The organism is Rhizobium sp. SAFR-030 (assembly GCF_059415005.1).
Window position 1 is genome coordinate 592,173 of record NZ_JBPFDO010000003.1, and the last position, 23,966, is coordinate 616,138.

22 protein-coding genes and 1 tRNA gene are annotated in these 23,966 nt (G+C 64.2%); 18 read left to right on the forward strand and 5 right to left on the reverse strand.

Annotated features, from left to right (window positions below; genetic code table 11):
• The first annotated feature begins 44 nt into the window (after nucleotides 1-44).
• Nucleotides 45-2,912 carry a DNA gyrase subunit A gene (gene gyrA, locus ACR65N_RS12335; RefSeq protein ID WP_440457229.1) on the forward strand — a complete coding sequence of 956 codons (2,868 nt, stop codon included), beginning with the start codon at nucleotides 45-47 and terminating at the stop codon, nucleotides 2,910-2,912.
• Between the two features lie 107 nt (nucleotides 2,913-3,019).
• Here gyrA and ACR65N_RS12340 read toward each other — a convergent pair whose 3' ends face one another.
• Together ACR65N_RS12340 and ACR65N_RS12345 are read right to left on the reverse strand one after the other, a co-directional pair.
• Nucleotides 3,020-3,154, reverse strand: coding sequence for a hypothetical protein (locus ACR65N_RS12340; RefSeq protein WP_430303678.1), 135 nt, complete (start codon nucleotides 3,152-3,154; stop codon nucleotides 3,020-3,022).
• A 34-nt stretch (nucleotides 3,155-3,188) separates the two neighbouring features.
• Nucleotides 3,189-3,344, reverse strand: a complete 156-nt coding sequence (locus tag ACR65N_RS12345) for a hypothetical protein (RefSeq protein WP_440457230.1) — start codon at nucleotides 3,342-3,344, stop codon at nucleotides 3,189-3,191.
• Between the two features lie 449 nt (nucleotides 3,345-3,793).
• Here ACR65N_RS12345 and coaD point away from each other — a divergent pair, with 449 nt between their 5' ends.
• The 5 genes from coaD to tgt all read left to right on the forward strand — a co-directional run bounded on the left by coaD (nucleotide 3,794) and on the right by tgt (nucleotide 7,821).
• Nucleotides 3,794-4,300, forward strand: coding sequence for a pantetheine-phosphate adenylyltransferase (coaD, locus tag ACR65N_RS12350; protein WP_440457231.1), 507 nt, complete (start codon nucleotides 3,794-3,796; stop codon nucleotides 4,298-4,300).
• A 26-nt stretch (nucleotides 4,301-4,326) separates the two neighbouring features.
• The gene (locus ACR65N_RS12355; protein ID WP_440457232.1) at nucleotides 4,327-4,893 is read left to right on the forward strand and encodes a peptidylprolyl isomerase; all 567 of its coding nucleotides are present in this window, start codon (nucleotides 4,327-4,329) and stop codon (nucleotides 4,891-4,893) included.
• 83 nt (nucleotides 4,894-4,976) lie between these two features.
• A complete protein-coding gene (locus ACR65N_RS12360) occupies nucleotides 4,977-5,483 on the forward strand; it encodes a peptidylprolyl isomerase (protein ID WP_430303673.1) in 507 nt (168 codons plus the stop codon).
• Nucleotides 5,484-5,614: 131 nt separating this feature from the next.
• Entirely contained in the window at nucleotides 5,615-6,703 is a 1,089-nt protein-coding gene (gene queA, locus ACR65N_RS12365; RefSeq protein ID WP_440457233.1) for a tRNA preQ1(34) S-adenosylmethionine ribosyltransferase-isomerase QueA, read from the forward strand.
• A complete protein-coding gene (gene tgt, locus ACR65N_RS12370; protein WP_440457234.1) occupies nucleotides 6,700-7,821 on the forward strand; it encodes a tRNA guanosine(34) transglycosylase Tgt in 1,122 nt (373 codons plus the stop codon). The genes queA and tgt overlap by 4 nt, the downstream gene beginning before the upstream one ends.
• A gap of 30 nt (nucleotides 7,822-7,851) precedes the next feature.
• On the opposite strand, the gene ACR65N_RS12375 is transcribed toward tgt, so the two are convergent.
• Nucleotides 7,852-8,313, reverse strand: coding sequence for a DUF4864 domain-containing protein (locus tag ACR65N_RS12375; RefSeq protein ID WP_440457235.1), 462 nt, complete (start codon nucleotides 8,311-8,313; stop codon nucleotides 7,852-7,854).
• Between the two features lie 216 nt (nucleotides 8,314-8,529).
• Here ACR65N_RS12375 and ACR65N_RS12380 point away from each other — a divergent pair, with 216 nt between their 5' ends.
• Both ACR65N_RS12380 and ACR65N_RS12385 read left to right on the forward strand, forming a co-directional pair.
• Nucleotides 8,530-9,783: an MFS transporter gene (locus ACR65N_RS12380; RefSeq protein ID WP_440457236.1), complete on the forward strand. Its 1,254-nt coding sequence runs from the start codon at nucleotides 8,530-8,532 to the stop codon at nucleotides 9,781-9,783.
• Between the two features lie 61 nt (nucleotides 9,784-9,844).
• The gene (locus ACR65N_RS12385; protein WP_440457237.1) at nucleotides 9,845-10,426 is read left to right on the forward strand and encodes a J domain-containing protein; all 582 of its coding nucleotides are present in this window, start codon (nucleotides 9,845-9,847) and stop codon (nucleotides 10,424-10,426) included.
• Between the two features lie 225 nt (nucleotides 10,427-10,651).
• Here ACR65N_RS12385 and ACR65N_RS12390 read toward each other — a convergent pair whose 3' ends face one another.
• Nucleotides 10,652-10,882 (reverse strand): hypothetical protein, encoded by a 231-nt coding sequence (locus tag ACR65N_RS12390; RefSeq protein WP_440457238.1) that lies wholly within the window; start codon nucleotides 10,880-10,882, stop codon nucleotides 10,652-10,654.
• Between the two features lie 290 nt (nucleotides 10,883-11,172).
• On the opposite strand from ACR65N_RS12390, the gene ACR65N_RS12395 reads away from it, so the two are divergent.
• From ACR65N_RS12395 to ACR65N_RS12415, 5 genes are all read left to right on the forward strand, one after another.
• A complete protein-coding gene (locus tag ACR65N_RS12395) occupies nucleotides 11,173-11,445 on the forward strand; it encodes a hypothetical protein (RefSeq protein ID WP_430303665.1) in 273 nt (90 codons plus the stop codon).
• 387 nt (nucleotides 11,446-11,832) lie between these two features.
• Nucleotides 11,833-13,602, forward strand: coding sequence for a putative bifunctional diguanylate cyclase/phosphodiesterase (locus ACR65N_RS12400; protein WP_440457239.1), 1,770 nt, complete (start codon nucleotides 11,833-11,835; stop codon nucleotides 13,600-13,602).
• Between the two features lie 146 nt (nucleotides 13,603-13,748).
• A complete protein-coding gene (locus ACR65N_RS12405; protein WP_430303663.1) occupies nucleotides 13,749-14,765 on the forward strand; it encodes an iron ABC transporter substrate-binding protein in 1,017 nt (338 codons plus the stop codon).
• A 228-nt stretch (nucleotides 14,766-14,993) separates the two neighbouring features.
• Nucleotides 14,994-16,508 (forward strand): ABC transporter permease, encoded by a 1,515-nt coding sequence (locus tag ACR65N_RS12410; protein WP_440457240.1) that lies wholly within the window; start codon nucleotides 14,994-14,996, stop codon nucleotides 16,506-16,508.
• Entirely contained in the window at nucleotides 16,505-17,590 is a 1,086-nt protein-coding gene (locus ACR65N_RS12415) for an ABC transporter ATP-binding protein (RefSeq protein ID WP_440457241.1), read from the forward strand. The genes ACR65N_RS12410 and ACR65N_RS12415 overlap by 4 nt, the downstream gene beginning before the upstream one ends.
• Nucleotides 17,591-17,628: 38 nt before the next feature.
• Here ACR65N_RS12415 and ACR65N_RS12420 read toward each other — a convergent pair.
• A tRNA-Ser gene (locus tag ACR65N_RS12420) sits at nucleotides 17,629-17,718 on the reverse strand.
• A 265-nt stretch (nucleotides 17,719-17,983) separates the two neighbouring features.
• On the opposite strand from ACR65N_RS12420, the gene ACR65N_RS12425 reads away from it, so the two are divergent.
• From ACR65N_RS12425 to ACR65N_RS12445, 5 genes are all read left to right on the forward strand, one after another.
• Entirely contained in the window at nucleotides 17,984-19,414 is a 1,431-nt protein-coding gene (locus tag ACR65N_RS12425; protein ID WP_440457242.1) for a lipopolysaccharide biosynthesis protein, read from the forward strand.
• A 313-nt stretch (nucleotides 19,415-19,727) separates the two neighbouring features.
• The gene (locus ACR65N_RS12430) at nucleotides 19,728-20,888 is read left to right on the forward strand and encodes a septal ring lytic transglycosylase RlpA family protein (protein ID WP_440457338.1); all 1,161 of its coding nucleotides are present in this window, start codon (nucleotides 19,728-19,730) and stop codon (nucleotides 20,886-20,888) included.
• A gap of 67 nt (nucleotides 20,889-20,955) precedes the next feature.
• Nucleotides 20,956-22,125 carry a D-alanyl-D-alanine carboxypeptidase family protein gene (locus ACR65N_RS12435; RefSeq protein WP_440457243.1) on the forward strand — a complete coding sequence of 390 codons (1,170 nt, stop codon included), beginning with the start codon at nucleotides 20,956-20,958 and terminating at the stop codon, nucleotides 22,123-22,125.
• Between the two features lie 99 nt (nucleotides 22,126-22,224).
• The gene (gene tmk / locus ACR65N_RS12440) at nucleotides 22,225-22,914 is read left to right on the forward strand and encodes a dTMP kinase (RefSeq protein WP_440457244.1); all 690 of its coding nucleotides are present in this window, start codon (nucleotides 22,225-22,227) and stop codon (nucleotides 22,912-22,914) included.
• Nucleotides 22,911-23,939, forward strand: coding sequence for a DNA polymerase III subunit delta' (locus tag ACR65N_RS12445; RefSeq protein ID WP_440457245.1), 1,029 nt, complete (start codon nucleotides 22,911-22,913; stop codon nucleotides 23,937-23,939). The genes tmk and ACR65N_RS12445 overlap by 4 nt, the downstream gene beginning before the upstream one ends.
• Nucleotides 23,940-23,966: the final 27 nt, after the last annotated feature.

The window sequence follows — 23,966 nt, forward strand, 5'->3', positions numbered from 1 at the left end:
CGCTATACTGAAACAACTGATTCCGAACAGAGATCGTACCCGATTTGACTGAGCAGAGCACACCTGGCGGCGGAAAGCTGCCTCCCGGCATCGAACCTATTTCCATCATGGAGGAGATGCAGCGCTCCTATCTCGACTACGCGATGAGCGTAATCGTGAGCCGCGCGCTGCCCGATGTGCGCGATGGTTTGAAGCCGGTTCATCGTCGCATCCTTTACGGGATGAACGAACTCGGCCTGGACTGGAACAAGAAATACGTCAAGAGCGCCCGCGTTACCGGTGACGTGATGGGTAAGTACCATCCGCACGGCGACTCGGCGATCTACGACGCGCTTGCCCGCATGGCGCAGGACTGGTCGCTGCGCATGCCGCTGATCGACGGTCAGGGCAATTTCGGTTCGATCGACGGCGATCCGCCGGCAGCCCAGCGCTATACCGAGTGCCGGCTGCAGAAGGTGGCGCATTCGCTGCTCGACGACCTCGACAAGGAGACCGTCGATTTTCGCGACAACTACGACGGCACCATGTCGGAGCCCGTCGTCGTTCCGGCAAAATTCCCCAACCTGCTGGTCAATGGCGCAGGCGGCATCGCTGTCGGCATGGCGACCAACATCCCGCCCCACAACTTGGCCGAGGTCATTGACGGTTGCGTGGCGCTGATCGACAATCCGGCGATCGAGCTGCCGGAATTGATGCAGATCATTCCGGGTCCCGATTTTCCGACCGGCGCGCTGATCCTCGGCCGCTCGGGCATCCGCTCGGCCTACGAGACCGGCCGCGGTTCTGTCATCATGCGCGGTCGTGCCCGCGTCGAGCCGATGCGCGGCGACCGCGAGCAGATCATCATCGACGAAGTTCCCTACCAGGTGAACAAGGCGACGATGATCGAAAAGATCGCCGAGCTCGTGCGTGAAAAGCGCGTCGAAGGCATTTCCGACCTGCGCGACGAAAGCGACCGCCAGGGTTACCGGGTGGTCATCGAGCTGAAGCGCGATGCGAATGCCGACGTGATCCTCAACCAGCTGTACCGCTACACACCGCTGCAGACCTCGTTCGGCTGCAACATGGTGGCACTCAACGGCGGCAAGCCGGAGCAGCTGACGCTGCTCGACATGCTGCGCGCATTCGTCTCGTTCCGCGAAGAAGTCGTCAGCCGTCGCACCAAGTACCTCCTGCGCAAGGCCCGCGACCGCGCGCATGTGTTGGTCGGCCTTGCCATCTCGGTTGCCAATATCGACGAAGTAATCGCGCTCATCCGCCGTGCGCCCGATCCGCAGACGGCGCGCGAGCAGCTGATGACACGCCGCTGGCCGGCCATGGATGTCGAAGCGCTGATCCGGCTGATCGACGATCCGCGTCACCGCATCAACGAGGACGGCACCTACAACCTCTCGGAAGAGCAGGCGCGCGCCATCCTCGAACTGCGTCTGGCCCGCCTGACGGCGCTCGGACGCGACGAAATCGGCGACGAGCTGAACAAGATCGGCGCCGAGATCAGCGACTATCTGGACATCCTTTCGTCGCGGCTGCGCATCCAGACGATCGTCAAGGACGAGCTGATCGCGGTTCGCGACGAATTCGGCACGCCGCGCCGCAGCGTCATCATGGACGGCGGCCCGGACATGGACGACGAGGACCTGATTGCCCGCGAGGACATGGTCGTCACCGTTTCGCATCTCGGTTACATCAAGCGCGTACCGCTGACCACTTACCGGGCGCAGCGTCGCGGCGGCAAGGGTCGCTCCGGCATGGCAACCCGCGACGAGGATTTCGTCGCGCGGCTGTTCGTCGCCAGCACCCATGCACCGGTGCTGTTCTTCTCGTCGCGCGGCATCGTCTACAAGGAAAAGGTCTGGCGCCTGCCGATCGGCACGCCGCAATCGCGCGGCAAGGCACTGATCAACATGCTGCCGCTGGAGCCCGGCGAACGCATCACGACCATCATGCCGCTTCCCGAGGACGAGACGAGCTGGGAAAATCTCGACGTGATGTTCTGCACGACGCGCGGAACCGTGCGTCGCAACAAGCTCTCGGACTTCATCCAGGTGAACCGCAACGGCAAGATCGCCATGAAGCTCGAGGAAGAGGGTGACGAAATCCTCTCGGTCGAGACCTGCCAGCCGCCGAATGACGAGCTTGGCTTGCCGGGCGACGACGTGCTGATGACGACGGCGCTCGGCCAGGCGATCCGCTTCCCGGTCGATGACGTGCGCGTCTTTGCCGGCCGCAACTCGATCGGTGTGCGCGGCATCACGCTGGCGGCAGGCGACCGGATCATCTCGATGACCATTCTCGGACACGTGGATGTCGAGCCTTGGCAGCGTGCGGCCTATCTCAAGCGCTCGGCTGTCGAACGTCGTGCCATGGGTGTCGACGAGGAGGATATCGCACTGGTCGGCGAGGAGGTCACCGAGGAGGGCGATCTGCCGGAAGACGTCTACCAGATGATGAAGGAACGCGAGCAGTTCGTGCTCACCGTCTCCCAGAAGGGATATGGAAAGCGCTCCTCGTCCTACGACTTCCGGATTTCCGGACGCGGCGGCAAGGGTATCCGTGCCACCGACACGTCGAAGACGGCGGAGATCGGCGAACTCGTGGCGGCCTTCCCGTGCGAGGACAAGGATCAGCTGATGCTGGTGTCGAACGGCGGGCAGCTCATCCGCGTGCCGGTCGATGGTATCCGCATCGCCAGCCGCGCCACCAAGGGCGTGACGATCTTCTCGACCGCCAAGGACGAAAAGGTCGTGTCGGTGGAGCGCATCAGCGAGCCGGAAGGCGACGACGAGGATGGCGCACTTCCGGGCGAGATCGTCTCGGAAACCGGCGACCTGGGTGCTGCCGCACCGGAAGAGGGCGGCGAAGCCCCGCGATCCGCAGAGGATACATCCGGCGAAGAGGGTGCGACCGAATAGGTCGCGCCTTCCCGTTAAAGTCACGCATAGAAAAAGCCGGGTCGATGCCCGGCTTTTTTCATGTCTGTGGTGGCGAAGAGGGGGTGAGAAAACCCGGGAGGCGGCGCTCAGAATGCGCTGTGGCGGCGTGCGAAGTCGCGAAGGTTTTCCCGCTCGCGCCGCAGTTCTGTAATGGTCGACGCCACCGTCGCCACGAACATCGTGCTGATCAATCCAGCGAGCACAATCATCGTTACGTACATGGCGTCTTCCTTTCGAGGTTTCCTCGAACCGCCCCTAGTAGTAGGGGTGTCCGACGTATTGACCGGTCAACTGTGTATAGTTGAAGTTCGGTGTGTTGGACTTTCCTTCGTAGAGCGTGAAGGTCGCCGTCATCATCACGGCAATCACCGCGGTCCATACCAGATTGATCATCGTAATCGTATCAGGCATGACCGTTTTCCTCTTGGCGAACATCTCCAACTTCCTTTTCATTTGCCCAACGCGCTGGGTGCGCACGAGTTCCGCACGAGTATGAGAGAAACTTAACCTTCGGCCGGTGAAGCCATGCTGAAGGCGCCGTTCATCTGGCGTTCAGGTTTCGTTAATCTTTGCTCAAGGGAGCTCGAATGGAGCGCATAGGCGTCTCGCGCATGCTGTACGCCCACCTCGATGATGAGAGACAGGAGAGCTGCACCAAGCATAAGCACCACGAGCATTGTCGGTTCCCTTGAGCCGGCTGCGTGCCACGTCTTGTGCATCACCAACCGACGATGTGGATTAGAGCAGTCCATGCCTGAAACGGCCTTGAATGAAGCGTTCATCCGCCGTTCAGCGGGTGCTGCCGCTTGCGAAGCCCGCCGGTCCATGACAAAAGGCGGGAAATCGCCAGACGAGGTTCCATGACGATCGCCTTCTATCCGGGATCCTTCGATCCGATGACGAACGGCCACCTGGACGTCCTGATCCAGGCGCTGAACGTCGCCGACCGGGTAATGGTGGCGATCGGCATCCATCCCGGCAAAGTGCCGATGTTTTCCTTCGAGGAGCGGGCCGACCTGATCCGAGCCTCGCTGTCAGCCGCTCTGCCGGAGCGGGTCGATGCGGTGGAGGTGACTTCGTTCGACGGACTGGTGGTCGAAGCGGCGCGCAAGCATGGGGCACGGATCCTCATCCGCGGACTGCGCGACGGAACGGATCTCGATTACGAGATGCAGATGGCCGGGATGAACGGTGCCATGGCGCCCGATATCCAGACTGTGTTCCTGCCGGCCGGCACCGCATCGCGGCCCATTACCGCCACATTGGTTCGCCAGATCGCCATGATGGGCGGCAATGTCGAAGCCTTCGTGCCGCCTCCGGTCCTCGATGCGCTTCGCCGGAAGCTGCAGTCGACGCCGAAACGCTGACACGCCTTTCAACACGGAGCCTTTTGATGAAACTCGTTTCCCTCGCTCTCGCCGGCGTCATCGCCGCCGCCTCGTTCACCGCGCAGGCCTATGCGGCTGCAGACGACTTCCTGAAGATCCAGCTGAAGGACGGTCCGGTCGTCGTGCAGCTGATGCCGGAGGTGGCACCAAAGCACGTAGCGCAGGTGAAGAATTTGGTCGCCGACGGCAAGTACGACAACGTCGCCTTCCACCGGGTGATCCAGGGCTTCATGGCGCAGACCGGCGACGTGCAGTATGGCAATACGACGAAGGGCTTTGATGCCCGCCGCGCCGGCACCGGCGCCTCGGACCTGCCGAACCTGCCGGCCGAATTTTCCAAGGTTCCGTTCGAACGCGGCACCGTCGGCATGGCGCGCTCGCAGGATCCGAACTCGGCGAACTCGCAGTTCTTCATCATGTTCGACCAGGGCTCCTTCCTCAACGGCCAGTATACCGTCATCGGCAAGGTGGTCTCCGGCATGGAGAACGTCGACAAAATCAAGCGCGGCAAGGGCGGCAACGGTGAAGTTGCCGATCCGGACCGGATGATCAAGGTTACCCTCGGGAAGTAATCCTCCCGGGATATCACCAGAAATTCAGGCGGGCTTCATGCACCGCGTCACGGGGCAACGCCCCAACATCCAAGGAGAAGAACATGGCCGAGATCAAAGATCCGGAAAACACGATCGTCATGGAAACCACCAAGGGCAAGGTCGTCATCGCCCTGATGCCTGATCTGGCTCCCGGCCACGTCGCGCGCATCAAGGAACTGGCCCGCGAAGGCGCCTATGACGGCGTTGTCTTCCACCGCGTCATTTCCGGTTTCATGGCGCAGACCGGCGACGTGAAGTTCGGCAAGCAGGGTGGCGGCCTCGACCGCGCCGGCATGGGCGGTTCCGACAAGCCGAACCTGAAGGCCGAATTCTCCGCCGTCAAGCATCTGCGCGGCGTCTGCTCCATGGCTCGCTCCAGCGATCCGAACTCCGCCAACTCGCAGTTCTTCATCGTCTTCGACGACGCCACCTTCTTGGACAAGCAGTACACCGTCTGGGGCCAGGTCGTAGAAGGCATGGAGAATGTCGATTCGATCACCAAGGGCGAACCGCCGAAGACGCCGGATTCGATCGTCTCGATGAAGGTCGCGGCCGACATCGCCGCCTGATCCGGGCCGCAGGCTTGTGACGACAAGCGCTCCGGCTCGTCCGGGGCGCTTTTCTTTTGCGTCTGCTGTCGCTATCTGCGGGCAGGAGAGCAACCCTTTATCCATCACCAGGCGCCAGACCGTTCGAACCCATGCGTGTAGACGACTTCGACTTCGATCTCCCGGACGACAACATCGCGCTGCGGCCGGCGAACCCGCGGGATGCGGCGCGCCTGCTGGTCGTGCGCCCGGAGCAAGAGCTGCTGCTGGAAAACCGGATCGTTCGCGACCTGCCGTCGCTGCTGCGGGCCGGTGACGCTCTGGTGTTCAACGACACCAAGGTCATTCCGGCGCAGCTTGAGGGCGTTCGCTCGCGCGACGGCGCGCCCGATCTTGCCGTCTCGGCGACGCTGCATATGCGTGTGGCAGCCGATCGCTGGAAGGCCTTCGCCCGACCCGGAAAACGGCTGAAGACCGGTGACCGCATCCGCTTTGGCCATTCCGGGGAAAGCTGCGCCATCGGCCAGCTGGACGCGGTTCTGGAGGCGAAAGGCGAGGGTGGCGAAGTGACGCTGCGCTTCGACCTGTCCGGACCGGCACTCGACGAGGCGATCATGGCGGTCGGGCATATTCCGCTGCCGCCGTACATTGCTGCCAAGCGTCCCGAAGACGCTCAGGACAGCAGGGACTACCAGACCATCTATGCGCGCGAGGATGGTGCCGTGGCGGCGCCGACCGCCGGCCTGCATTTTACGCCGGAGCTCTTTGCGGCGCTCGACGCGGCGGGTGTGGAACGGCATTTCGTCACCCTGCATGTGGGTGCCGGCACGTTTCTGCCGGTGAAGGTGGAAGACACCGCCGACCACAAGATGCATTCCGAAATCGGCCATGTCAGCCGCGAGACGGCCGAGCGGCTGAATGCAGTGCGCGCCCGGGGAGGGCGCATCGTCTGCGTCGGCACGACATCGCTGCGGCTGCTGGAGAGCGCCGCGGCCGAAGACGGAACGATCGAAGCCTGGTCGGGCGCTACAGACATCTTCATCACGCCCGGCTACCGGTTTCGCGCCGTCGACGTGCTGATGACCAACTTCCACCTGCCGCGCTCGACGCTGTTCATGCTCGTCTCGGCGTTCGCCGGTATCGAACCGATGCGCGCAGCCTACGACCACGCGATCGCCACCGGCTATCGTTTCTATTCCTACGGCGATTCCAGCCTGTTGTTCCGGACCACCGCACCATGACCGAAAACTTCCAGTTCACCCTGAAGACGACGGACGGAAACGCCCGGCTCGGCGAGATCTCCATGCCGCGCGGGACGATCCGCACGCCGGCCTTCATGCCGGTCGGCACCGTCGGAACCGTCAAGGCGATGTATCTCGACCAGGTGCGCGAGACCGGCGCCGACATCATTCTCGGCAACACCTACCACCTGATGCTGCGACCGGGCGCCGAACGCGTGGCGCGCCTGGGCGGGCTGCACGAACTGATCCGCTGGCCCTATCCGATCCTCACCGATTCGGGCGGGTTCCAGGTGATGTCGCTGTCGGGCTTGCGCAAGCTCGACGAGAAGGGCGTCACCTTCAAGAGCCATATCGACGGCAGCCTGCACCACATGTCGCCGGAGCGGTCGATCGAGATCCAGGGCCTGCTGGACAGCGATATCCAGATGCAGCTCGACGAGTGCGTCGCGCTTCCGGCCGAGCCGAAGGAAATCGAGCGGGCGATGGAACTGTCGCTGCGCTGGGCGGAGCGCTGCCGGGTCGCCTTCGGCGAGCAGCCGGGCAAGGCGATGTTCGGCATCGTCCAGGGGGGCGACCAGCCGGATCTGCGCGTGCGTTCGGCGCAAGGCCTGACCCAGCTCGACCTCAAGGGCTATGCGGTCGGGGGCCTTGCGGTCGGCGAGCCGCAGGCGGTAATGCTGGAGATGCTCGGCATTACGCTACCGGTGCTGCCGACTGAAAAGCCGCGCTACCTGATGGGCGTCGGCACGCCGGACGACATCATCAAGTCGGTGGCGCGCGGCATCGACATGTTCGACTGCGTCATGCCGACACGTGCTGGTCGCCACGGGCTCGCCTTTACCCGCAAGGGCAAGGTCAACATCCGCAACGCCAAGCACGCCGAAGACAAGCGGCCGCTCGACGACCAGTCGAGCTGCCCGGCGGCGCGGGACTATTCGCGCGCCTACCTGCACCATCTGGTGCGCGCCAACGAAGCGCTAGGCGGTATGCTGCTGACCTGGAACAATATTTCTTACTACCAGGACCTGATGCAGGGCATCCGAACGGCGATTGCCGAGGGCCGCTACGAGGACTTCATGGCGGAGACGCAGGAAGCTTGGGCGCGCGGCGACGATTGATTTTCGAGCCAGGGATGTTTGACGAGGCGTTCAGATGCCGGTGCTGGCGGACTTTGCGAGCATCCGCACGCCGTTGATCTTGTAGCTTCCGTCGTTTTGCAGGCGCATGTCGTAGATCGCCGTCCAGTCCTTGGCGTCGCTGCCGGTGCCGGTCACCTCCTGCAGGACGATCTCGCCGCCACCGACCAGCTTCGACCGGCCAAAGGCATAGCGGTCGGCACGCGACAACGGCGCATAGCGCTTCTTCACCATGTCGAGAAAGGTCGTCTGATCGGGAAACAGGCTGCGGATGTCCGGCGAGGCAAAGCCGTAGGCCGCCGCGGCGTCGCCGCTGCGCAGCGCATCGATCTGCCGGGTGATGATGGCCTGCGCGTCCTCAACCGGATCCTCGGCGTGTGCGAAGGGCGCCGGCATCACGAAGATGATGCCTGACAAGACGAACAAGAGATGAGCCGCCAGACGGCGAGCGGCAAAGGCGAATCGGGCGGGCATTCGCATTCTCCTCTTTGAGGCGGCAGGATAGCGAATATCCGCCGCCGGTGAAGGGCCTCGAAACGGAGCGGCCGCAGACGGCAGGTCCTCGAGTGTTTCCTGTCTGCCACTACGCGCGATTTCGGAATGCCGATCACCGCGCACCGGCGGCATGCGCCCTTGTTCTTGTTGCAGTGCAATGCGAGGAGAAGGCGCACCAGTTCCCGGACAATCCCGATGCCCATCCTCGCACCGCCTGCGTTGCTGTTCTTCTGCAATGCGCTGCTTTTCGTTTCGCTGTTCACCCGCCTGCCGGCCATCCAGGACGGCATGGGCATCGACAAGGCAATGCTGGGACTTGCGCTGCTTGGCGCACCTGCAGGCACTTTTCTGGCACTGCCGATCGCCGGCCGCGTGACGACTGCACTCACGCCGCGGGTTACGGCTCCGCTGATGCTGGCGATCGCCGCGCTGATCACGCCGATCCTGACGATCGTGCCGGCCTGGGCATTCTTCCTGTGCTTCCTGCTGTTCGGCTTCTTTCGCACCATACTCGACGTCTCGGCAAACATGATCGCCACCGGCATCGAGAGCCGCACCGGCCGCAAGGTGCTGTCGCGCAGCCACGGCTTCTGGTCGATCGGCCTGCTGGTCGGCTCGCTCGTCTCCGGTTTCCTGGCCGCGCGCGGCGTATCACCGTTCCAGCACCAGTTGGGCGCGGCGCTGGTGGTCGTCGTCGCCTGCCTCGTGGTGCTCCGGATCGCGCCCGTCGAGCCGCGGACGGCGGATCAGGCGGGCACCCGCCGCCAGGTGTTCGTCATGCCGGACCGAATGATCATCCTGATCTGCCTCATGGTGTTCGGCATCGGCATCAGCGAAGGGGCGATCTACGACTGGGGCATCTTCTACCTGCGCGAGGTGCTGCAGGCCGATGCGGCAACCGCCGGCGTCCTCTATGCCGGGTTCACTGTCGGCATGGGCGCCACGCGACTGGTTGGCGACAGATTGCGCGAGATGTTCAGCGCGGCTGCGCTGGTGCGCGGTTCCGCCGCCTGCGTCGCTCTCGGGATCATCCTGCTGCTGCTCGCCGGCAATCTTGCCATCGCTGCGCTGGCTCTGTTCGCCATCGGCTGCGGCGTGGCGCTCGGCTTTCCGCTCGCGGTCGCCACGACGATCGAGCGCGGGCAGGGGTCGGTCGCCGACAATCTCGCCGCCCTGGCGCTGACCCTGCTGCTTGCCAATATCGGCGTTCCGCCGCTGCTCGGCTTCGTTGCCGAGCATGCGAGCCTGTCGATCAGCTTTGCGGTCCTCTTGCCGTTCCTCGGGCTGAGCTTCATCATGGCGCCTGTTGCGCAGGGGCGCATTCCGCGGTTTCTCATGGCAACGAAGGCGCGTGGCGGGCAGCCGCGGCACGTCGCCGACGCGACCGCGGCGAATGGGGAAAACGACGTTTCGGCCCCGGTTTCGCCACAAGAAGTGGCGAGGGGTTGAGGCTTGCCGCATCAGAGACTACGAGAGGGTGACCTTGGACAGTTTGAAACCAGGTGGAACCGTGATCGACCCCTACAAGACGCTGGGCGTGGCGCGTGAAGCGGATGGAGCCGCCATCAAGTCGGCCTACCGCACACGTGCCAAGACGTCCCATCCCGATGCCGGCGGCGACGTCGACGCGTTCTCCAAGCTGACAGCCTGCTACGAGCTGCTGCTCGATCCCGTTCGGCGCAAGATCTACGACGACACCGGCTATGACCCGCAGCTGACCGACGCCAAGGATCTTGAAGGGATGCTGGTGCTCGATGCGCTGGTAAACGAGATCATTCTCGACGAGCGGCAGCCCGGCAGTTTCGATCCGGTCGCCGCGATGCGCCGCAAGCTGACCGACCAGGTCGTCAACACGCGCTTTCACATTCTCGAGCTGGAGCGCCATCGCGGCCGTATCCGCAACCATATGGACCGTATGGGCAGACGTCCGGACAGCGATGTCCTGGGGCGGATGCTGTCGGCACGCTGCAATGCGATCGCCGACGCCATCGGCAAGGCCGAGGCCGAGATCGAGATCATCGAGCAGGCCTATACGATGCTTGAAGGCTATTCCTACGAGCTTGATCTCGAGACGCCGAAGGCTGCCGAATAGACATCGTTTGACTGGGGAAGGTTCGGGATGACCCCGGGCCGGATAGGTGGGAAGCTCGCCTGCCAATTCGTCGGCCATGGGCAGAAAGCGGAAAAATGCCCATGTTCTCCATCCCTATCGCGTCCGCTTGACACGGCCCGGGCTCGCAATTCAAACCACCAAGAGACGGAAAGTGTTCCTCAATTTCCAAGCCGCGGGCCTTTGGCGCCGACCGGCAGCTAAGCGTCAGTGGCCGAGCCCGTGCGGCACGTCCTCGAACTGCTGGTCTTCCTCGGTCTTTGCCAGGCGAAGAACATAGTCCTCGGCGGCATCGGCCAGGGACAGGGCGATTTCCGCCGACCCGAGACCCTGCCTCCGCAAGCCCTCGATCATTTCCAGCATTGCCGCCTCGACCTTGAAGCGGCAGCGGATGCTGGGTTCAGCTGCGTCGTCTGCTGCAATATAGCGTTGCGCCATGAGCCTGTGCTCCTCGAATAGACGTGAGCATGCCACATGTTTTTCGTGGATCAAGAAGATGATTAAAGAACGGTTAACGGCGGTACTGGATGCGCCGATCTGGGACATCCCGCTTTGCGTAACGCCGTTCGACGTCAGAACCCGTTTCAGGTCGATGCACTACTGCGTGGCTCCGAGACCCGGGCCTCTTCGCGTGTGGATGGCGCGCTGATTCTCGCTCTGATAGTCACGATGCGGAACCAAATCCATCACACCAGCATTAACCGTCTAGACAAGAAGGAGGAATGAACATGAGCTACAGCCCCAATGATCGTGGTCCGGACATCCCGCCGACCCGAGGCCGCACGCGTTCAACCGGACTCTGGGTTGGTCTTGCTGCTCTCCTGCTGATCGGTGGTTTTGTCTGGATGCAGGCCGGCACCTCGCCGACCGATCCGACGACGACGTCCTCGACGACCGACACCACGACGCCGGCAGTCCCTGCGGCTCCTCAGAACAACATGGCGCCGCAGACCGGTAACGGCACGACGCAGCCGTCGACGGCCACCCCGTCGCAGCCGTAAGTCTTCCACGTTTTGCCTGACGCCTCTCCCTGTTTCGCAGGGGGAGGCGCTTTCACTGCTGTCTCTCGCCACGCGCAATTCTCGCCCATAGTGCGCAATTTTCGCCGAAAGGCTGAAAGCTGCCCGCATCGGTAGTTTTGCTTCACATGTTCCTAACCCTATCTGCGATGATCGTTGGCAAGAGCGTCAATCCACCCTTGGCGTTTCAAAGCGGGGCAGCATATTAACCCCCATAAGGGATTTGTAAGCTTGCCGACGGCATGATGCCTCGGGACTGCATCCGCATCGACGCATCCACTGGGACGGGTCGGGCTGCACTCCACAATTTTATCATTATCGACCATCGGCGTTCGCGGATCAGGATCCTCGGCGGCAGGAGCAATGCACATGATCATGCAGGACGAAGTTGCGCGCCTTGCCGCCTTGCGGAACCTGAAGCTTCTCGACACGATGCCGAGTGAGAGTTTCGACCGGATAACCCGCATGGTGGCCCGGGTCTTTGGGCTGCCGATCTCGGCAATCTCGCTGACAGATGCGGACCGCCAGTGGTTCAAGTCGAAGGTCGGCGTCGAGCACAACGAGATACCGCGTTTCAAGGCGCCGTGCGCCATGGTGGCGGAAACGGGCCAGCTGCTGGTCATCCCCGATTTTCAAGAGGACGCGCATTTCCGCGACAGCCCCCTCGGTGAAGCAGGCATTCGCTTCTATGCCGGCGCGCCGCTCGTCACGCGCGACGGCTTTGGACTGGGAGCTCTGTGCATTCTCGGTGAGGAGCCGCGCGAGATCTCCGATCAGGAGGTGAACGCGCTGGTCGACCTTGCGGCAATGGTGATGGACCAGATCGAGCTGCATCATGCGGTGGGCCGCATCGAAGCGTCGAGTGGGCTGCCCAATCGCTTCCAGCTGCTCAACGACCTGGCCGACCTGATGAAGCACGCGGACGGTTCGCCGCAGATCATCAGTCTGCTCGATCTGGCGCAAACGGCACAGTTCGACCGTCTGTCACGCGTGCTTGGCCCAAGCCACATGGATGAGACGATCCTCAGCGTCACCCGAATCCTGGCAAAACACGTCGGACCGGACGGAGCGGCCTACCATATCGGACCGACGCAGTTCGTGTTCATGGCACCCAAGCCGGTGGCGCTTAACACCTATGCAAAACAGCTCGACCGGCGTCTGCGCGAGATCGAGAACCGCAACGATTTCCACATGACCATGACGCCGTCGATCGGCGTCATGGAGTTCGATCCGCGCGCAATGCAGGGGGAGGACGTGCTGCGGTCGCTGCAGAGCGCCCTCCAGGATGCCCGTGACGCCGACAACGGAATCGGGCTGTTTTCCGCCACCACCGATCTTCGCCACCGCCGCGATTTCCGTCTCCTGCAGGACCTGCCTGCGGCGCTGGAAGCCGACGACCAGCTGTTCCTGGTCTTCCAGCCGCGCATGGAGGTCGAGACGGGCGCGGTCAGGGTCGCCGAAGTGCTGCTGCGCTGGCAGCATCCGACGCTCGGATTGATCTCGCCGGCGGAATTCATCCCGATCGTCGAGGCATCGACCCTTGCCCGGCAATTGACCGACTGGGTGCTGCGCGAGTCTTTCCGTCACCTGAGCGCCTGGCGCAAGCGGGGCATCGACCTCAACCTCTCCATCAACATTTCCGCCTTGAACCTTCAGGAGAAAGACTTTTTCGAGCGCCTGTTGGCGAAGTTCGAACGCTACGCGATCGTCCCGACCGACATCGAGCTGGAGCTGACGGAGACGGCGGTGATGAAGGAGACCGAGCGCAGTTTTGATTTGCTGCGGCAGATCACCGGCACAGGCACAAGGCTTGCCATCGACGATTTTGGCACCGGCTACAGCAGCCTTGCCTACATGCAGAAGCTGCCGGCGGACGTGGTGAAGATCGACCGATCGTTCATCAGCGACATGGTCAACGGCGATCGGGAGCGGGTCCTCGTGCGCTCGATGATCAACCTGTCGCACAGCCTCGGCTACCGGGTGGTGGCGGAAGGGGTCGAGTCGCTGGAAATGGCGGATCTGCTGCAGGCGCAGGGCTGCGACGAGATCCAGGGCTTCTGGCTTTCGCGACCCATGCGGGCACCGGCACTGATGGATTGGCTGGCGGAACGCGACGGGCAGACGCTTCGCCGCGCCTGACGAGTCTTGCGCGGAGCGCCGGGACCCATTCAAGCGTTTGTGATCGCGCTACGCTTCGAATAACTTGAATACGTTCATCAGGAAAAGCTAGCGTCTCCTCCGTCAGCCGCCGGGACAGGCGCGCGACGTGCCAAGGAGGGCTCCCGATGACCAATCTGATCACCCGCCGCGTTACGCTCGGTCTTGCCGCATCGCTGCTTGCCGCCACGACACTCGCCGGTCCGGCCAGCGCGCAGGATGCCGAAGGCATCGTCGTCTATAATGCGCAGCATGAAAGCCTGACGCGCGAATGGATCGAGGCTTTCACCAAGGAGACCGGCATCAAGGTCACCTTGCGCCAGGGCAGCGACATGCAGTTCGCAAACCAGATCGTCCAGGAAGCCGAAGCCTCTCCGGCTGACGTCTTCCTCACCGAAAATTCGCCGGCCATGACGCTCGTCGACCGCGCCGGCCTGTTCGCGCCGGTGGACAAGGAGACGCTTGATTTGGTGCCCGCCGAATACCGCCCGGCCGACGGCATGTGGACCGGCATCGCGGCGCGCACCACGGTGTTTGCCTATGACAAGCGCAAGCTGACCGAAGACAAGCTGCCGAAATCGATGGTCGATCTTGCCGATCCGGCCTGGAAGGGCCGCTGGGGTGCAGCACCGGCCGGCGCCGATTTCCAGGCGATCGTCAGTGCCCTGCTGCAGTTGAAGGGCGAGGAGGCGACAGCCAGCTGGCTGAAGGGCCTGAAGGACAACGCCACCGGCTACAAGGGCAACAGCATCGCCATGAAAGCGGTCAATGCCGGCGAGATCGAAGGCGCGATCATCTACCACTACTACTGGTTCGGCGATCAGGCGAAGACCGGCGAGAACAGCAAGAATGTCGGCCTGCACTACTTCAGGAACCAGGATCCAGGCGCCTTCGTCAGCATTTCCGGTGGCGGCGTGCTGAAGGCGACCCAGCACATGAAGGAGGCGCAGGCCTTCCTGAAGTTCATTGCCGGCAAGGGTGGCCAGGACATCCTGAAGAACGGCACCTCCTTCGAATACGCGGTGAATGGCGGTTCCAACCCGAAGCTCGTACCGCTCGAGGATCTCGACGCACCGAAAGTCGACGCTTCGCAGCTGAACAGCAAGAAGGTCGTCGAGCTGATGACCGCTGCCGGCTTGATCTGAGGGACGGCTTGCGGACGCACGCGGTTCGCCGCCTCGGGACGCTTGCGCCGTCTGCGGGAAAATCCTAGGGGATGACGGAGACAGGCGCCGCCCATCGCGGCGCTTCGTGTTCTTCTCCGCGATGAAAAGGCGTCCGCCTTGCTGCAGGACAACAGATCTCCCGTGACCGGCCCACTTGCCAGACCCATATCGACGACCGCGGGCCGTACAAGGTTTCCGCGTCCTCGCATGCCGCATGCGGGGGTGACAGCGCTCGCCACGTTTGTCGCCCTGATCAGCCTCGTGCCGCTCGGTTTCATCGCCTGGATCACCTGGGATGTCGGCTGGCAGACGGTGGAAAGCCTGGTCTTCCGGCCGCGCGTCGGAGAGCTGCTGGTCAACACCGTCCTGCTCGAGGTTCTCACGGTTCCGCTGTCCATCGTACTCGCGGTAACGCTCGCCTGGCTGACAGAGCGGACGGATATTCCCGGCGCGCGTCTCTGGTCGTGGCTTGCGGTGGCGCCGCTTGCCGTACCGGCCTTCGTCCACAGCTATGCCTGGGTGAGCCTGATCCCCGGCATGCGCGGCCTGCAGAGCGGCGTCTTCGTCTCGGTGCTTGCCTACTATCCTTTCCTCTATCTGCCGGTTGCCGCAGCGCTGCGGCGTCTCGATCCGGCCATCGAGGATGCCGCCGCGTCACTCGGCCTCAATCCCTTTCAGGTGTTCCTGCGCGCGGTACTGCCGCAGTTGCGCCTGGCGATCTGCGGCGGATCGCTGCTGATCGGCCTGCATCTTCTGTCGGAATACGGTCTCTACGTGATGATCCGCTTCGACACCTTCGCCACCGCCATCGTCGACCAGTTCCAGTCGGCCTATAACAGCCCGGCCGCCAACATGCTGGGCGGCGTGCTGGTCGGCTGCTGCCTGTTCCTGCTCGGCTTCGAGATCCTTGTGCGGGGCAGCGAGCGCTATGCACGGGTCGGCGCCGGATCGGCGCGACCGGTCGACCGCCGCCGGCTGGGAAAGCTCGCTCCGCTCGCCATCCTGCTGCCGGTCCTGCTCGCAGCGCTAACGCTCGGCGTACCGCTGGTGACGCTCGGTCGCTGGCTGACGATCGGCGGGGCGGCGATCTGGCGGCTCGATGCCGTTGGCACGGCGTTTGCCCAGACGGTGGTGCTCGCGGTTGCCGGAGGGCTGGTGACGACGCTTGCCGCCGTGCCGATGGCATGGCTGTCGATCCGCGCGCCGGGGCGACTGCAGCGCATCCTCGAAGCCTGCCACTACTATGTCGGCTCGCTGCCGGGCGTCGTCGTGGCGCTGGCGCTGGTCACCATCACCGTGCGCCTGGCGCTGCCGCTCTACCAGACCTTTGCGACGCTGACCGTCGCCTATGTGCTGCTGTTCCTGCCGCGCGCCATGGTCGGCCTGCGCGCCAGCATCGCCCAGGCGCCGGTGGAGCTGGAACGGGCGGCAATGGCGCTCGGCCGCACGCCGGGCCAGGCGGTCCGCCAAGTGACCATGCGGCTGGCGGCCCCAGGCTTTGCCGCAAGCGTGGCGCTGGTGGCACTCGGCATTACCAACGAGCTGACGGCGACACTGATGCTGTCGCCGAACGGCGTGCAGACGCTTGCGACGCGCTTCTGGTCGCTGACCAGCGAGATCGACTATGTGGCCGCGGCCCCTTACGCGGTGATGATGATCGTCCTGTCGCTGCCGCTCACGCTCATTCTCTACAGCCAATCGAAACGGACCGCCGGCCAATGACGTTGCTCGTGCTTCAGGATCTCGTCAAGCAATACGGGCCGGTGAGGGCGGTGGACCGCATCTCGTTGAGTGTGCCCCGGGGAAGCCGCACGGCAATCGTCGGGCCGTCGGGATCAGGCAAGACGACGCTGCTGCGGCTGATCGCCGGGTTCGAGCGGCCGGATGCCGGCACGATCACGCTTCATGGCGATACGCTGGCAGACGGACCGGATGCGGTGCCGGCACACAAACGCGGCATCGGCATCGTGTCGCAGGATGGGGCGTTGTTTCCGCATCTGAGCGTCGCCGAGAATATCGGCTTCGGCATCGAGCGGGGTAGGGACGGTGGCGGTGTTCTGCGCGAACAGTTGATCGGCGAACTTCTCGACATGGTGGAACTGGACCGGGCGATGCTGGCGCGCCGTCCGCACGAGCTTTCCGGTGGCCAGCAGCAGCGGGTCGCACTGGCACGGGCGCTGGCCCGCAAGCCGCAACTGATGCTGCTCGACGAACCATTCTCGGCGCTCGATACGGGCTTGCGCGAAACCATGCGCAAGGCGGTGGCGCGCGTGCTGCAGACGGCAGGCATCACCGCCATCCTCGTCACCCACGACCAGAGCGAGGCACTGTCATTCGCCGACCAGGTCGCCGTGCTGCGCCAGGGCCGGCTGGTTCAGGCCGGCCCGCCGCAACGGCTCTACCGGCAGCCCTGCGACCGTGAAACGGCGGTTTTTCTCGGCGACGCAGTGCTGCTGTCGGCACGGATGGAGGGCGGTTTGGCGCAGTGCGTGCTGGGGCGGATACCGGTCGACGCCGAGAACCTGGCAGGTCGAGCGCGAACAGAGGTTCTCGAGATCCTCCTCAGGCCCGAGCAGATCCGCATGATCTTGGGCGATGATGCCTCGGGGGCAGGGGCTGAGACCCAGGCAAGCGGGCGGGTGACCGAGGTGGAATTCGGTGGTGCCTTCTCGACTGTCGTTGTCGAACTGGATGAGACCGACGCCGAGCCGATCGTCATCCGCACATCGAGCCTTGATCTTCCGCGCGCCGGCGATCGGGTGCGGCTGGCAATTACCGGCACCGCGCATGTTTTTGCGCCGTGATGCGCCATGCCGCTGTATGAGACAGGGACAGAAGAAAATGGCGGAAGAGGTGGGATTCGAACCCACGGTACGGTCTCCCGCACGCCGGTTTTCAAGACCGGTTCCTTAAACCACTCGGACACTCTTCCGGCAGCGATACGCCGATGCGCCGCGTGTGGCTGGGTTACAGCAGGAACGCCGTGCCCGTCAACACTCGGCAGACGTTCTAGAGCCAGATCCTAGGTCCGTAGCAAGGCTGGAAGCCGCTGATTTCTGAGCGGTTGCAGCATTTTATCTGGCACTGCAGCACGATTGCCCTAGATCGGCCATGGTGGACGGGTTCGATTGCCGCGCAACCGGCCGCCGCTTTGGGTGTCCTTCCGACGATTGAAAAGCGGCAACGGAGTGTCGTGCATGGCGCAGCAGCGTAAGACGATCACCAGCGTCGTCTGGAGCATTTCTTCGAAGATCGCCATCTTCACCCTCAAATTCGTCAGCGTGCCGATCCTCGCCCGCTATCTGGAGCCGGCCGAGCTCGGCATGGTGGCGAGCGGCATGATCGTCATCACCTTCCTGCTGATGTTTGCCGGCGCCGGGCTGACCGCCGGGCTGATCCGCGACGCGACCGAGGATCCGGTCAGCGACGACACGGTGTTCTGGACCAATCTTGGCGTGTCGATCGTGCTGGGGCTTGCCGTCTACGGGTTCGCCGATCCGCTCGCGGCCCTGCTCGGGGCGCCGGAGGCAAGCTGGCTGCTGCAGGTATTCTCGCCGCTCTTCGTGCTCTATCTCGCGCCGGACGTCGCAAGTTCGAAGCTCGCCCGGCGGATGGCTTTCGACCGCGAGGCGTTTGTCACCGTCATTGCCGAGGCGCTCGGCGCGCTTGCGGCAATCGCGGTGGTGCTCGCCGGCTACGGCATCTGGGCGCTGATCGCCCAACTCTATGTCAGCGCCGTGCTGCGCTTCATCGGCCTGTTTCTGGCTGCCGGCTACCGGCCCGGCAGGCATTTTTCGCTCCACGAGTTGAAGCGCCACATGCATTACGGCGTGCGGCTGGTGGGCGCAGATTTCGTCGGCTTCCTGTCCTTCCAGTCGCCGATCGTCATCATCACCCGCATGCTCGGCCTGCCGCAGGCCGGCACCTTCAACCTCACCAACCGGCTGTCCGACCTGCCCAACCAGATCGTTCTCACCGGCCTGATGAGCGTGCTGTTTCCCTCGTTCAGCCGGATGAACGAAGACACCGCGCGGCAGGCGGACGTGCTGTCGCGCACGACGCGGGCGACGACACTGCTGCTGGCACCCATGCTGTTCGGCATCTGGGCGGTGTCGGAACCGGCGATGACCGTCGTCTTCGGCGAGAAGTGGGCGTTCGCGGCGCCGGTGCTCGGCCTGCTGGCGGTCGCCAAGGGCATCATGTCGCCCTGCGGCAGCTTCATTCCCTATCTGAAGGCCACCGGACACGCCTCCGTCCTCTGGTGGTTCGGGCTCGGCCGAGCCATCACCACCATCGGCGCCATGGTGCTCGGCGCCGCTTGGGGCGATCTCGAAGGACTTTGCATCGGGCTTTGCATCGCCAATGTCGGCGTGCTGTTCGCCTATCTGGCGGTGGTGCTGAAGATCGCCGGCCTGCCGCTCGGGCAGGGCCTTCGCGATACGCTGCTGCCGCTTGGGCTCGCCGGCGCCATGGCAGTTGCCGTGCGCCTGGTGCTTGTCGAGCGATGGGTGCCGGTGGATGGCGCGCTCCTGCAGCTCGGTGTCGGCGCTGCGGTCGGCGGTGTCGTCTATCTGCTGCTGATCGGCCTGACGCAGCGCCGGCTGGTGCGCGAACTGGTGCGCCGCTGAGGTGGGGGAAGATGGACCAGGACCGCGGTTCATCCGAGCGATCAAGCGCCTTTGTGGCAAGGCCCTCGCGCTGCTCGCGTTAGCAATTCGCTAACCATAACAAGGACTAATTTTACTTATCCACCATTTTGGATCGCATTTCGGCCACGATGGAGGCAAATAAGCACAGGCGAACCGGTTAACCATATCGACCGGGCAGCAGCGTTACGGGACGTGACGCATTCCGGTGCAGTCAGAGCGGCGTGGGACAGAGAGTTTGAGTTCAGAACAGGGTAAGCTCGTTATCGGGGCGAAGTGGCTGGGCGTAGCCTTCATGTGTGCCGGGATGGCCTCCTGCGCGTCGACGCAGACGGCGTCGACCAGCAAGCCGAAGTCGAAGAGCAAGGAATATTTCGCCGAGAGCGAATACGGCGTGAAGGCGAGCCCGCGGGTTGTCGCCGATGGCCGTCCTGTTCCCAAGGGCGGCGGCCGCTTCATGGTCGGCAACCCTTACGAGGTCAAAGGCAAGACCTACGTCCCGAAGGAAGATCCCCGTTACAACAAGTCCGGCCTTGCCTCCTGGTATGGTTCGGCCTTCCACGGCCGCGTGACCGCCAATGGCGAAGTCTACGACAGCGACCACCTGTCGGCCGCGCATCCGACCTTCCCGCTGCCGAGCTATGCGCGGGTCACCAATACCGATACCGGAACCTCGGTCATCGTGCGCGTCAATGATCGCGGCCCGTTCCACGAAGGCCGCATCATCGACGTGTCGAGCAAGGCCGCCGAACTGCTCGACTTCAAGCGCATCGGCACGGCGCACGTCAACGTCCAGTATGTCGGTCGTGCGCAGATGGACGGCCGCGACATGCCGTTCCTGATGGCCTCCTATGTCCGCAAGGGCGATCGCATGCCGGGCATCCGTCCGGAAGGACAGATCGCAAGCGGCGTGATGGTTGCCTCCAACCAGTCGTTCGGCGATCAGTTGCAGAGCTATGGGGACGGCGTGCCGACACCGACCGCCTATGCCGGCCGCACGCCGAGCGGTCGCAGCGACAAGCCGTCGACGGCGCGGGCGTTTGCCGCCGCAGCCCAGACCGCAGAGCTTGCCGCTCCGACCCGCAAGGCTCCCGTGGCCGCGCCACAGCCGGCGGCTCGTCCGTCCGCGACGCAGGCGGTGCGGGCACTGCCCGCAGCCGCTCCGGTTCGCCAGCCGGCGCCGGTTGCCGTGGCCTCTGCCAAACCCGTCCAGCCATCCTTCGAGCAGCAGAAGCGCCCCGGCGCCTCGACGGTCCGCAGCGCGCCGGCTCCGCAGCTTGCGCAGCAGCGGCCGCAGCCGATCCAGGTCGCCCAACCCTCGGCCCAGACCGCCTATGCCCAGCCGGCGCCGCGTGCACAGGCACCGGTCGTCATGTTCGGCAACGTCGTGCTGCGCGACGACGGCATGATGGAACAGACACCGGCCGGCGGCACGCAAAAAACCGCCAGACGGTGAGGCTGCACGGTTGCGCCTTCCAGAGGCGCTTGCTAGGCAATGGCGCATCAGCTTGACGAGTGTCTCGATGCGCCACCGGCTCCTCCATTGCAGTTTTGCCGCGCTCACCGTGCTCGCGGCGACAGCGTCCCTCAAGGCTGCACCGGCCGAGACGCGGCTTGCCGATCTCAAGGCCAAGCAGATCTATCTGGTCGAGGCGAAGACCGGCACGGTGCTGCTCGCCGAAAACGAGAACCAGGCCTTTGCGCCCGCATCGCTTGCCAAGCTGATGACCATGGACCTGGTGTTCGAGGCGATCCGTCGCGGCGAAATCTCCGGTACCACCAGCTACCGTGTCTCGGAGAACGCCTGGCGTACCGGTGGCGCACCCTCCGGCACGACGACGATGTTTGCGGCGCTCAAATCCGAAGTGCCGATGGACGACCTGATCCGTGGCGTCATCGTCCAGAACGCCAACGACGCCTGTATCATCATCGCCGAGGGGATGGCCGGCTCCGAAGCGGAGTTTGCCGCGCGGATGACGGCGAGGGCCCGCGATCTCGGCATGATGCGCTCAAGCTTCGGCAACGCGACCGGTCTTCCCGAACAGCCAAGCACGACCACGGCCCACGACCTCGTGCTGCTGGCCAAGCATCTCCACCAGAAGTTTCCCGAGTATTATCCGCTCTACGCGCAGCCGGATTATACCTGGAACAAGATTTTCCAGCGCAACAAGAACCCGCTGCTGTCGCTCGGCATCGGTATCGACGGCCTGGGTGCTGGCTTTGCCGAGGGTCAGGGGTTCGCTGCGGTCTCGTCTGTCGAGCGCAACGGCACGCGGCTGTTCCTCGCCATGGCAGGGCTTGCCAGCGACAAGGAACGGCAGGAGGAATCGCGTCGCGTCCTCGAATGGGCGCTGTCGTCCTTCGAGACCCGGACGGTATTCGAGACAGGAGCGACAATCGGCGAGGCGGCGGTCTATGGCGGCACGCGCTCGCACGTGAACCTGCTCGCCGGCGAGACCGTCGACGTCTACGTGCCGAGCCGCAACGGTGAACGGCTGAGCGGCCGGATCGTCTACCAGTGGCCGCTGCGAGCGCCGGTCACAAAAGGGCAGGCGGTCGGCAGCCTGCAGATCTTCGAGGGTGACCGGCAATTGAAGGTCGTTCCGCTGCACGCGGCCGACGACATCGCCGCCGGATCGCTGTTCTCCAAGGCCACCGACGCGGTGCTCGAACTGATGCTGTTCTGGCTGTAGTCCCAGCTTCGCCTGTGGCCGGACAAGCGTTCGCGGTTTCGCATCGTCCTTCGATGCGCTAGACAGGGAAATCACAGACAGCGAGAGAGCGGCAGCACCTTGGTCAACTCATCCGGGGCACCATCATCCGGCATTTTCATCAGCTTCGAGGGCGGCGAGGGAGCGGGCAAGTCGACGCAGATCCGCCGGCTGGCCGAAACGCTGCAGGAGCGCGGCCATACGGTGCTGGTGACGCGCGAGCCCGGCGGATCGCCGGGCGCCGAAGCCGTGCGCCATGTGCTGCTGTCGGGTGCTGCGGAAGACTATGGCGTGCGCATGGAGGCGCTGCTGTTTGCCGCTGCCCGCAACGACCATGTCGAAGAGGTCATCCGGCCGGCGCTGTCGCGCCGTTCGATCGTGCTCTGCGACCGGTTCATCGATTCCTCGCGCGTCTACCAGGGCATTACCGGCAATCTGGAGGGCGAGCTCGTCGACGCGCTTGAGCGGGTCGCGATCGACGGGCTGCGGCCCGACCTGACACTGATCCTCGACCTTCCGGCGGACAAGGGACTGGCGCGCGCGCGCCGCCGCAGCGAAGACAGTGCCGCGCCCAGCGAGCCTGACCGCTTCGAGAAGGAGCGCATCGAGGTTCACGAGAAGCGCCGGCAGGCGTTTCTCGACATCGCCGCGGCGGATGCGTCCCGCTGCCGGGTGATCGATGCCGACCGCAGCGAGGATCTGGTGGCCGCCGATATCCTGTCGCAGGTGGAGACGCTTCTTCCTTCGCATGCGCCGGAAGCCGCAGAATGAGCGACCAGCCCTACGGCGTCCTCGATGGCGCCATGCCGCCGCAGACCAATCCGCATCTGTTCGGGCACGACGAAGCCGAGGCCTTCCTGGCGCGCTTTTATCGTTCCGGCCGCAGCCACCACGCGATCCTGATCGAAGGGCCGGAAGGCATCGGCAAGGCAACGCTGGCCTTCCGGTTCGCCAACCATGTGCTCAGCCATCCCGACCCGGAGCAGGCGCCGGAGCAGATTTCCGACCCCGATCCGGAAGCCTCCGTCAGCCGGCAGATCGCCTCCGGCGCCTCGCATAACCTGCTGCACCTGACGCGGCCGGTGGACGAGAAGACCGGACGGGCAAAGACGGCGATCACCGTGGACGAAGTGCGGCGGGCAGGGCACTTCTTCGCCCAGACCTCCGGCACCGGCAACTGGCGGATCGTCATCATCGATCCGGCCGACGACCTCAACCGCAACGCCGCCAACGCCATCCTGAAGATCCTCGAGGAGCCGCCGAAGCGATCGCTGTTCCTGGTGCTCAGCCACGCGCCGGGCAAGCTGCTGCCGACCATCCGCTCGCGCTGCCTGCCGCTGAAACTGTCGCCGCTCGGCGATCACGACCTCGCCGCCGCGCTGTCGGCACTCGGCCAGCCGCTGGACGACGGGCGGAATGCCGAAAACGTGCTGGCGATGGCCAATGGCAGCGTTGCGCAGGCGCTGAAGCTGCTGAACTACGGCGGAACCGAAATCATTACCGCCTTCGACGAACTGATGGCCTCCAGCGGTCCGACAGCCCGCAAGGCAATGCACCGGCTGGCGGACGTGCTGTCGGGCAAGGACAACGACGTGATCTTCGGCTTCTTCCTCGACTATCTGGGAGACCGGCTGATCGAGCGGGCGAAGGCTGCCGCAGTCGCCGGCGATCTCGCCGCAGCCGACCGGGCTTCGCGGCTGTCGTCGGAGATCTCCGACAGGATCAGCGTGTCGCAGGCCTACAATCTCGACCGCAAGCAGACGATCATCTCGCTCCTGGAGGACGTTGCCCGCTGAGAGACGGGCAGAGCAGCGGGAAACTTG

Excerpts from the sequence above, each read along its gene's own strand:
- ACR65N_RS12340 (WP_430303678.1), bottom strand. The coding sequence starts at position 3,154 with ATGTACGTAACGATGATTGTGCTCGCTGGATTGATCAGCACGATGTTC.
- ACR65N_RS12345 (WP_440457230.1), bottom strand. The coding sequence starts at position 3,344 with ATGCCTGATACGATTACGATGATCAATCTGGTATGGACCGCGGTGATT.
- coaD (WP_440457231.1), top strand. The coding sequence starts at position 3,794 with ATGACGATCGCCTTCTATCCGGGATCCTTCGATCCGATGACGAACGGC.
- ACR65N_RS12355 (WP_440457232.1), top strand. The coding sequence starts at position 4,327 with ATGAAACTCGTTTCCCTCGCTCTCGCCGGCGTCATCGCCGCCGCCTCG.
- ACR65N_RS12360 (WP_430303673.1), top strand. The coding sequence starts at position 4,977 with ATGGCCGAGATCAAAGATCCGGAAAACACGATCGTCATGGAAACCACC.
- queA (WP_440457233.1), top strand. The coding sequence starts at position 5,615 with ATGCGTGTAGACGACTTCGACTTCGATCTCCCGGACGACAACATCGCG.
- tgt (WP_440457234.1), top strand. The coding sequence starts at position 6,700 with ATGACCGAAAACTTCCAGTTCACCCTGAAGACGACGGACGGAAACGCC.
- ACR65N_RS12375 (WP_440457235.1), bottom strand. The coding sequence starts at position 8,313 with ATGCCCGCCCGATTCGCCTTTGCCGCTCGCCGTCTGGCGGCTCATCTC.
- ACR65N_RS12380 (WP_440457236.1), top strand. The coding sequence starts at position 8,530 with ATGCCCATCCTCGCACCGCCTGCGTTGCTGTTCTTCTGCAATGCGCTG.
- ACR65N_RS12390 (WP_440457238.1), bottom strand. The coding sequence starts at position 10,882 with ATGGCGCAACGCTATATTGCAGCAGACGACGCAGCTGAACCCAGCATC.
- ACR65N_RS12395 (WP_430303665.1), top strand. The coding sequence starts at position 11,173 with ATGAGCTACAGCCCCAATGATCGTGGTCCGGACATCCCGCCGACCCGA.
- ACR65N_RS12400 (WP_440457239.1), top strand. The coding sequence starts at position 11,833 with ATGATCATGCAGGACGAAGTTGCGCGCCTTGCCGCCTTGCGGAACCTG.
- ACR65N_RS12405 (WP_430303663.1), top strand. The coding sequence starts at position 13,749 with ATGACCAATCTGATCACCCGCCGCGTTACGCTCGGTCTTGCCGCATCG.
- ACR65N_RS12410 (WP_440457240.1), top strand. The coding sequence starts at position 14,994 with ATGCCGCATGCGGGGGTGACAGCGCTCGCCACGTTTGTCGCCCTGATC.
- ACR65N_RS12415 (WP_440457241.1), top strand. The coding sequence starts at position 16,505 with ATGACGTTGCTCGTGCTTCAGGATCTCGTCAAGCAATACGGGCCGGTG.
- ACR65N_RS12425 (WP_440457242.1), top strand. The coding sequence starts at position 17,984 with ATGGCGCAGCAGCGTAAGACGATCACCAGCGTCGTCTGGAGCATTTCT.
- ACR65N_RS12430 (WP_440457338.1), top strand. The coding sequence starts at position 19,728 with ATGTGTGCCGGGATGGCCTCCTGCGCGTCGACGCAGACGGCGTCGACC.
- ACR65N_RS12435 (WP_440457243.1), top strand. The coding sequence starts at position 20,956 with ATGCGCCACCGGCTCCTCCATTGCAGTTTTGCCGCGCTCACCGTGCTC.
- ACR65N_RS12445 (WP_440457245.1), top strand. The coding sequence starts at position 22,911 with ATGAGCGACCAGCCCTACGGCGTCCTCGATGGCGCCATGCCGCCGCAG.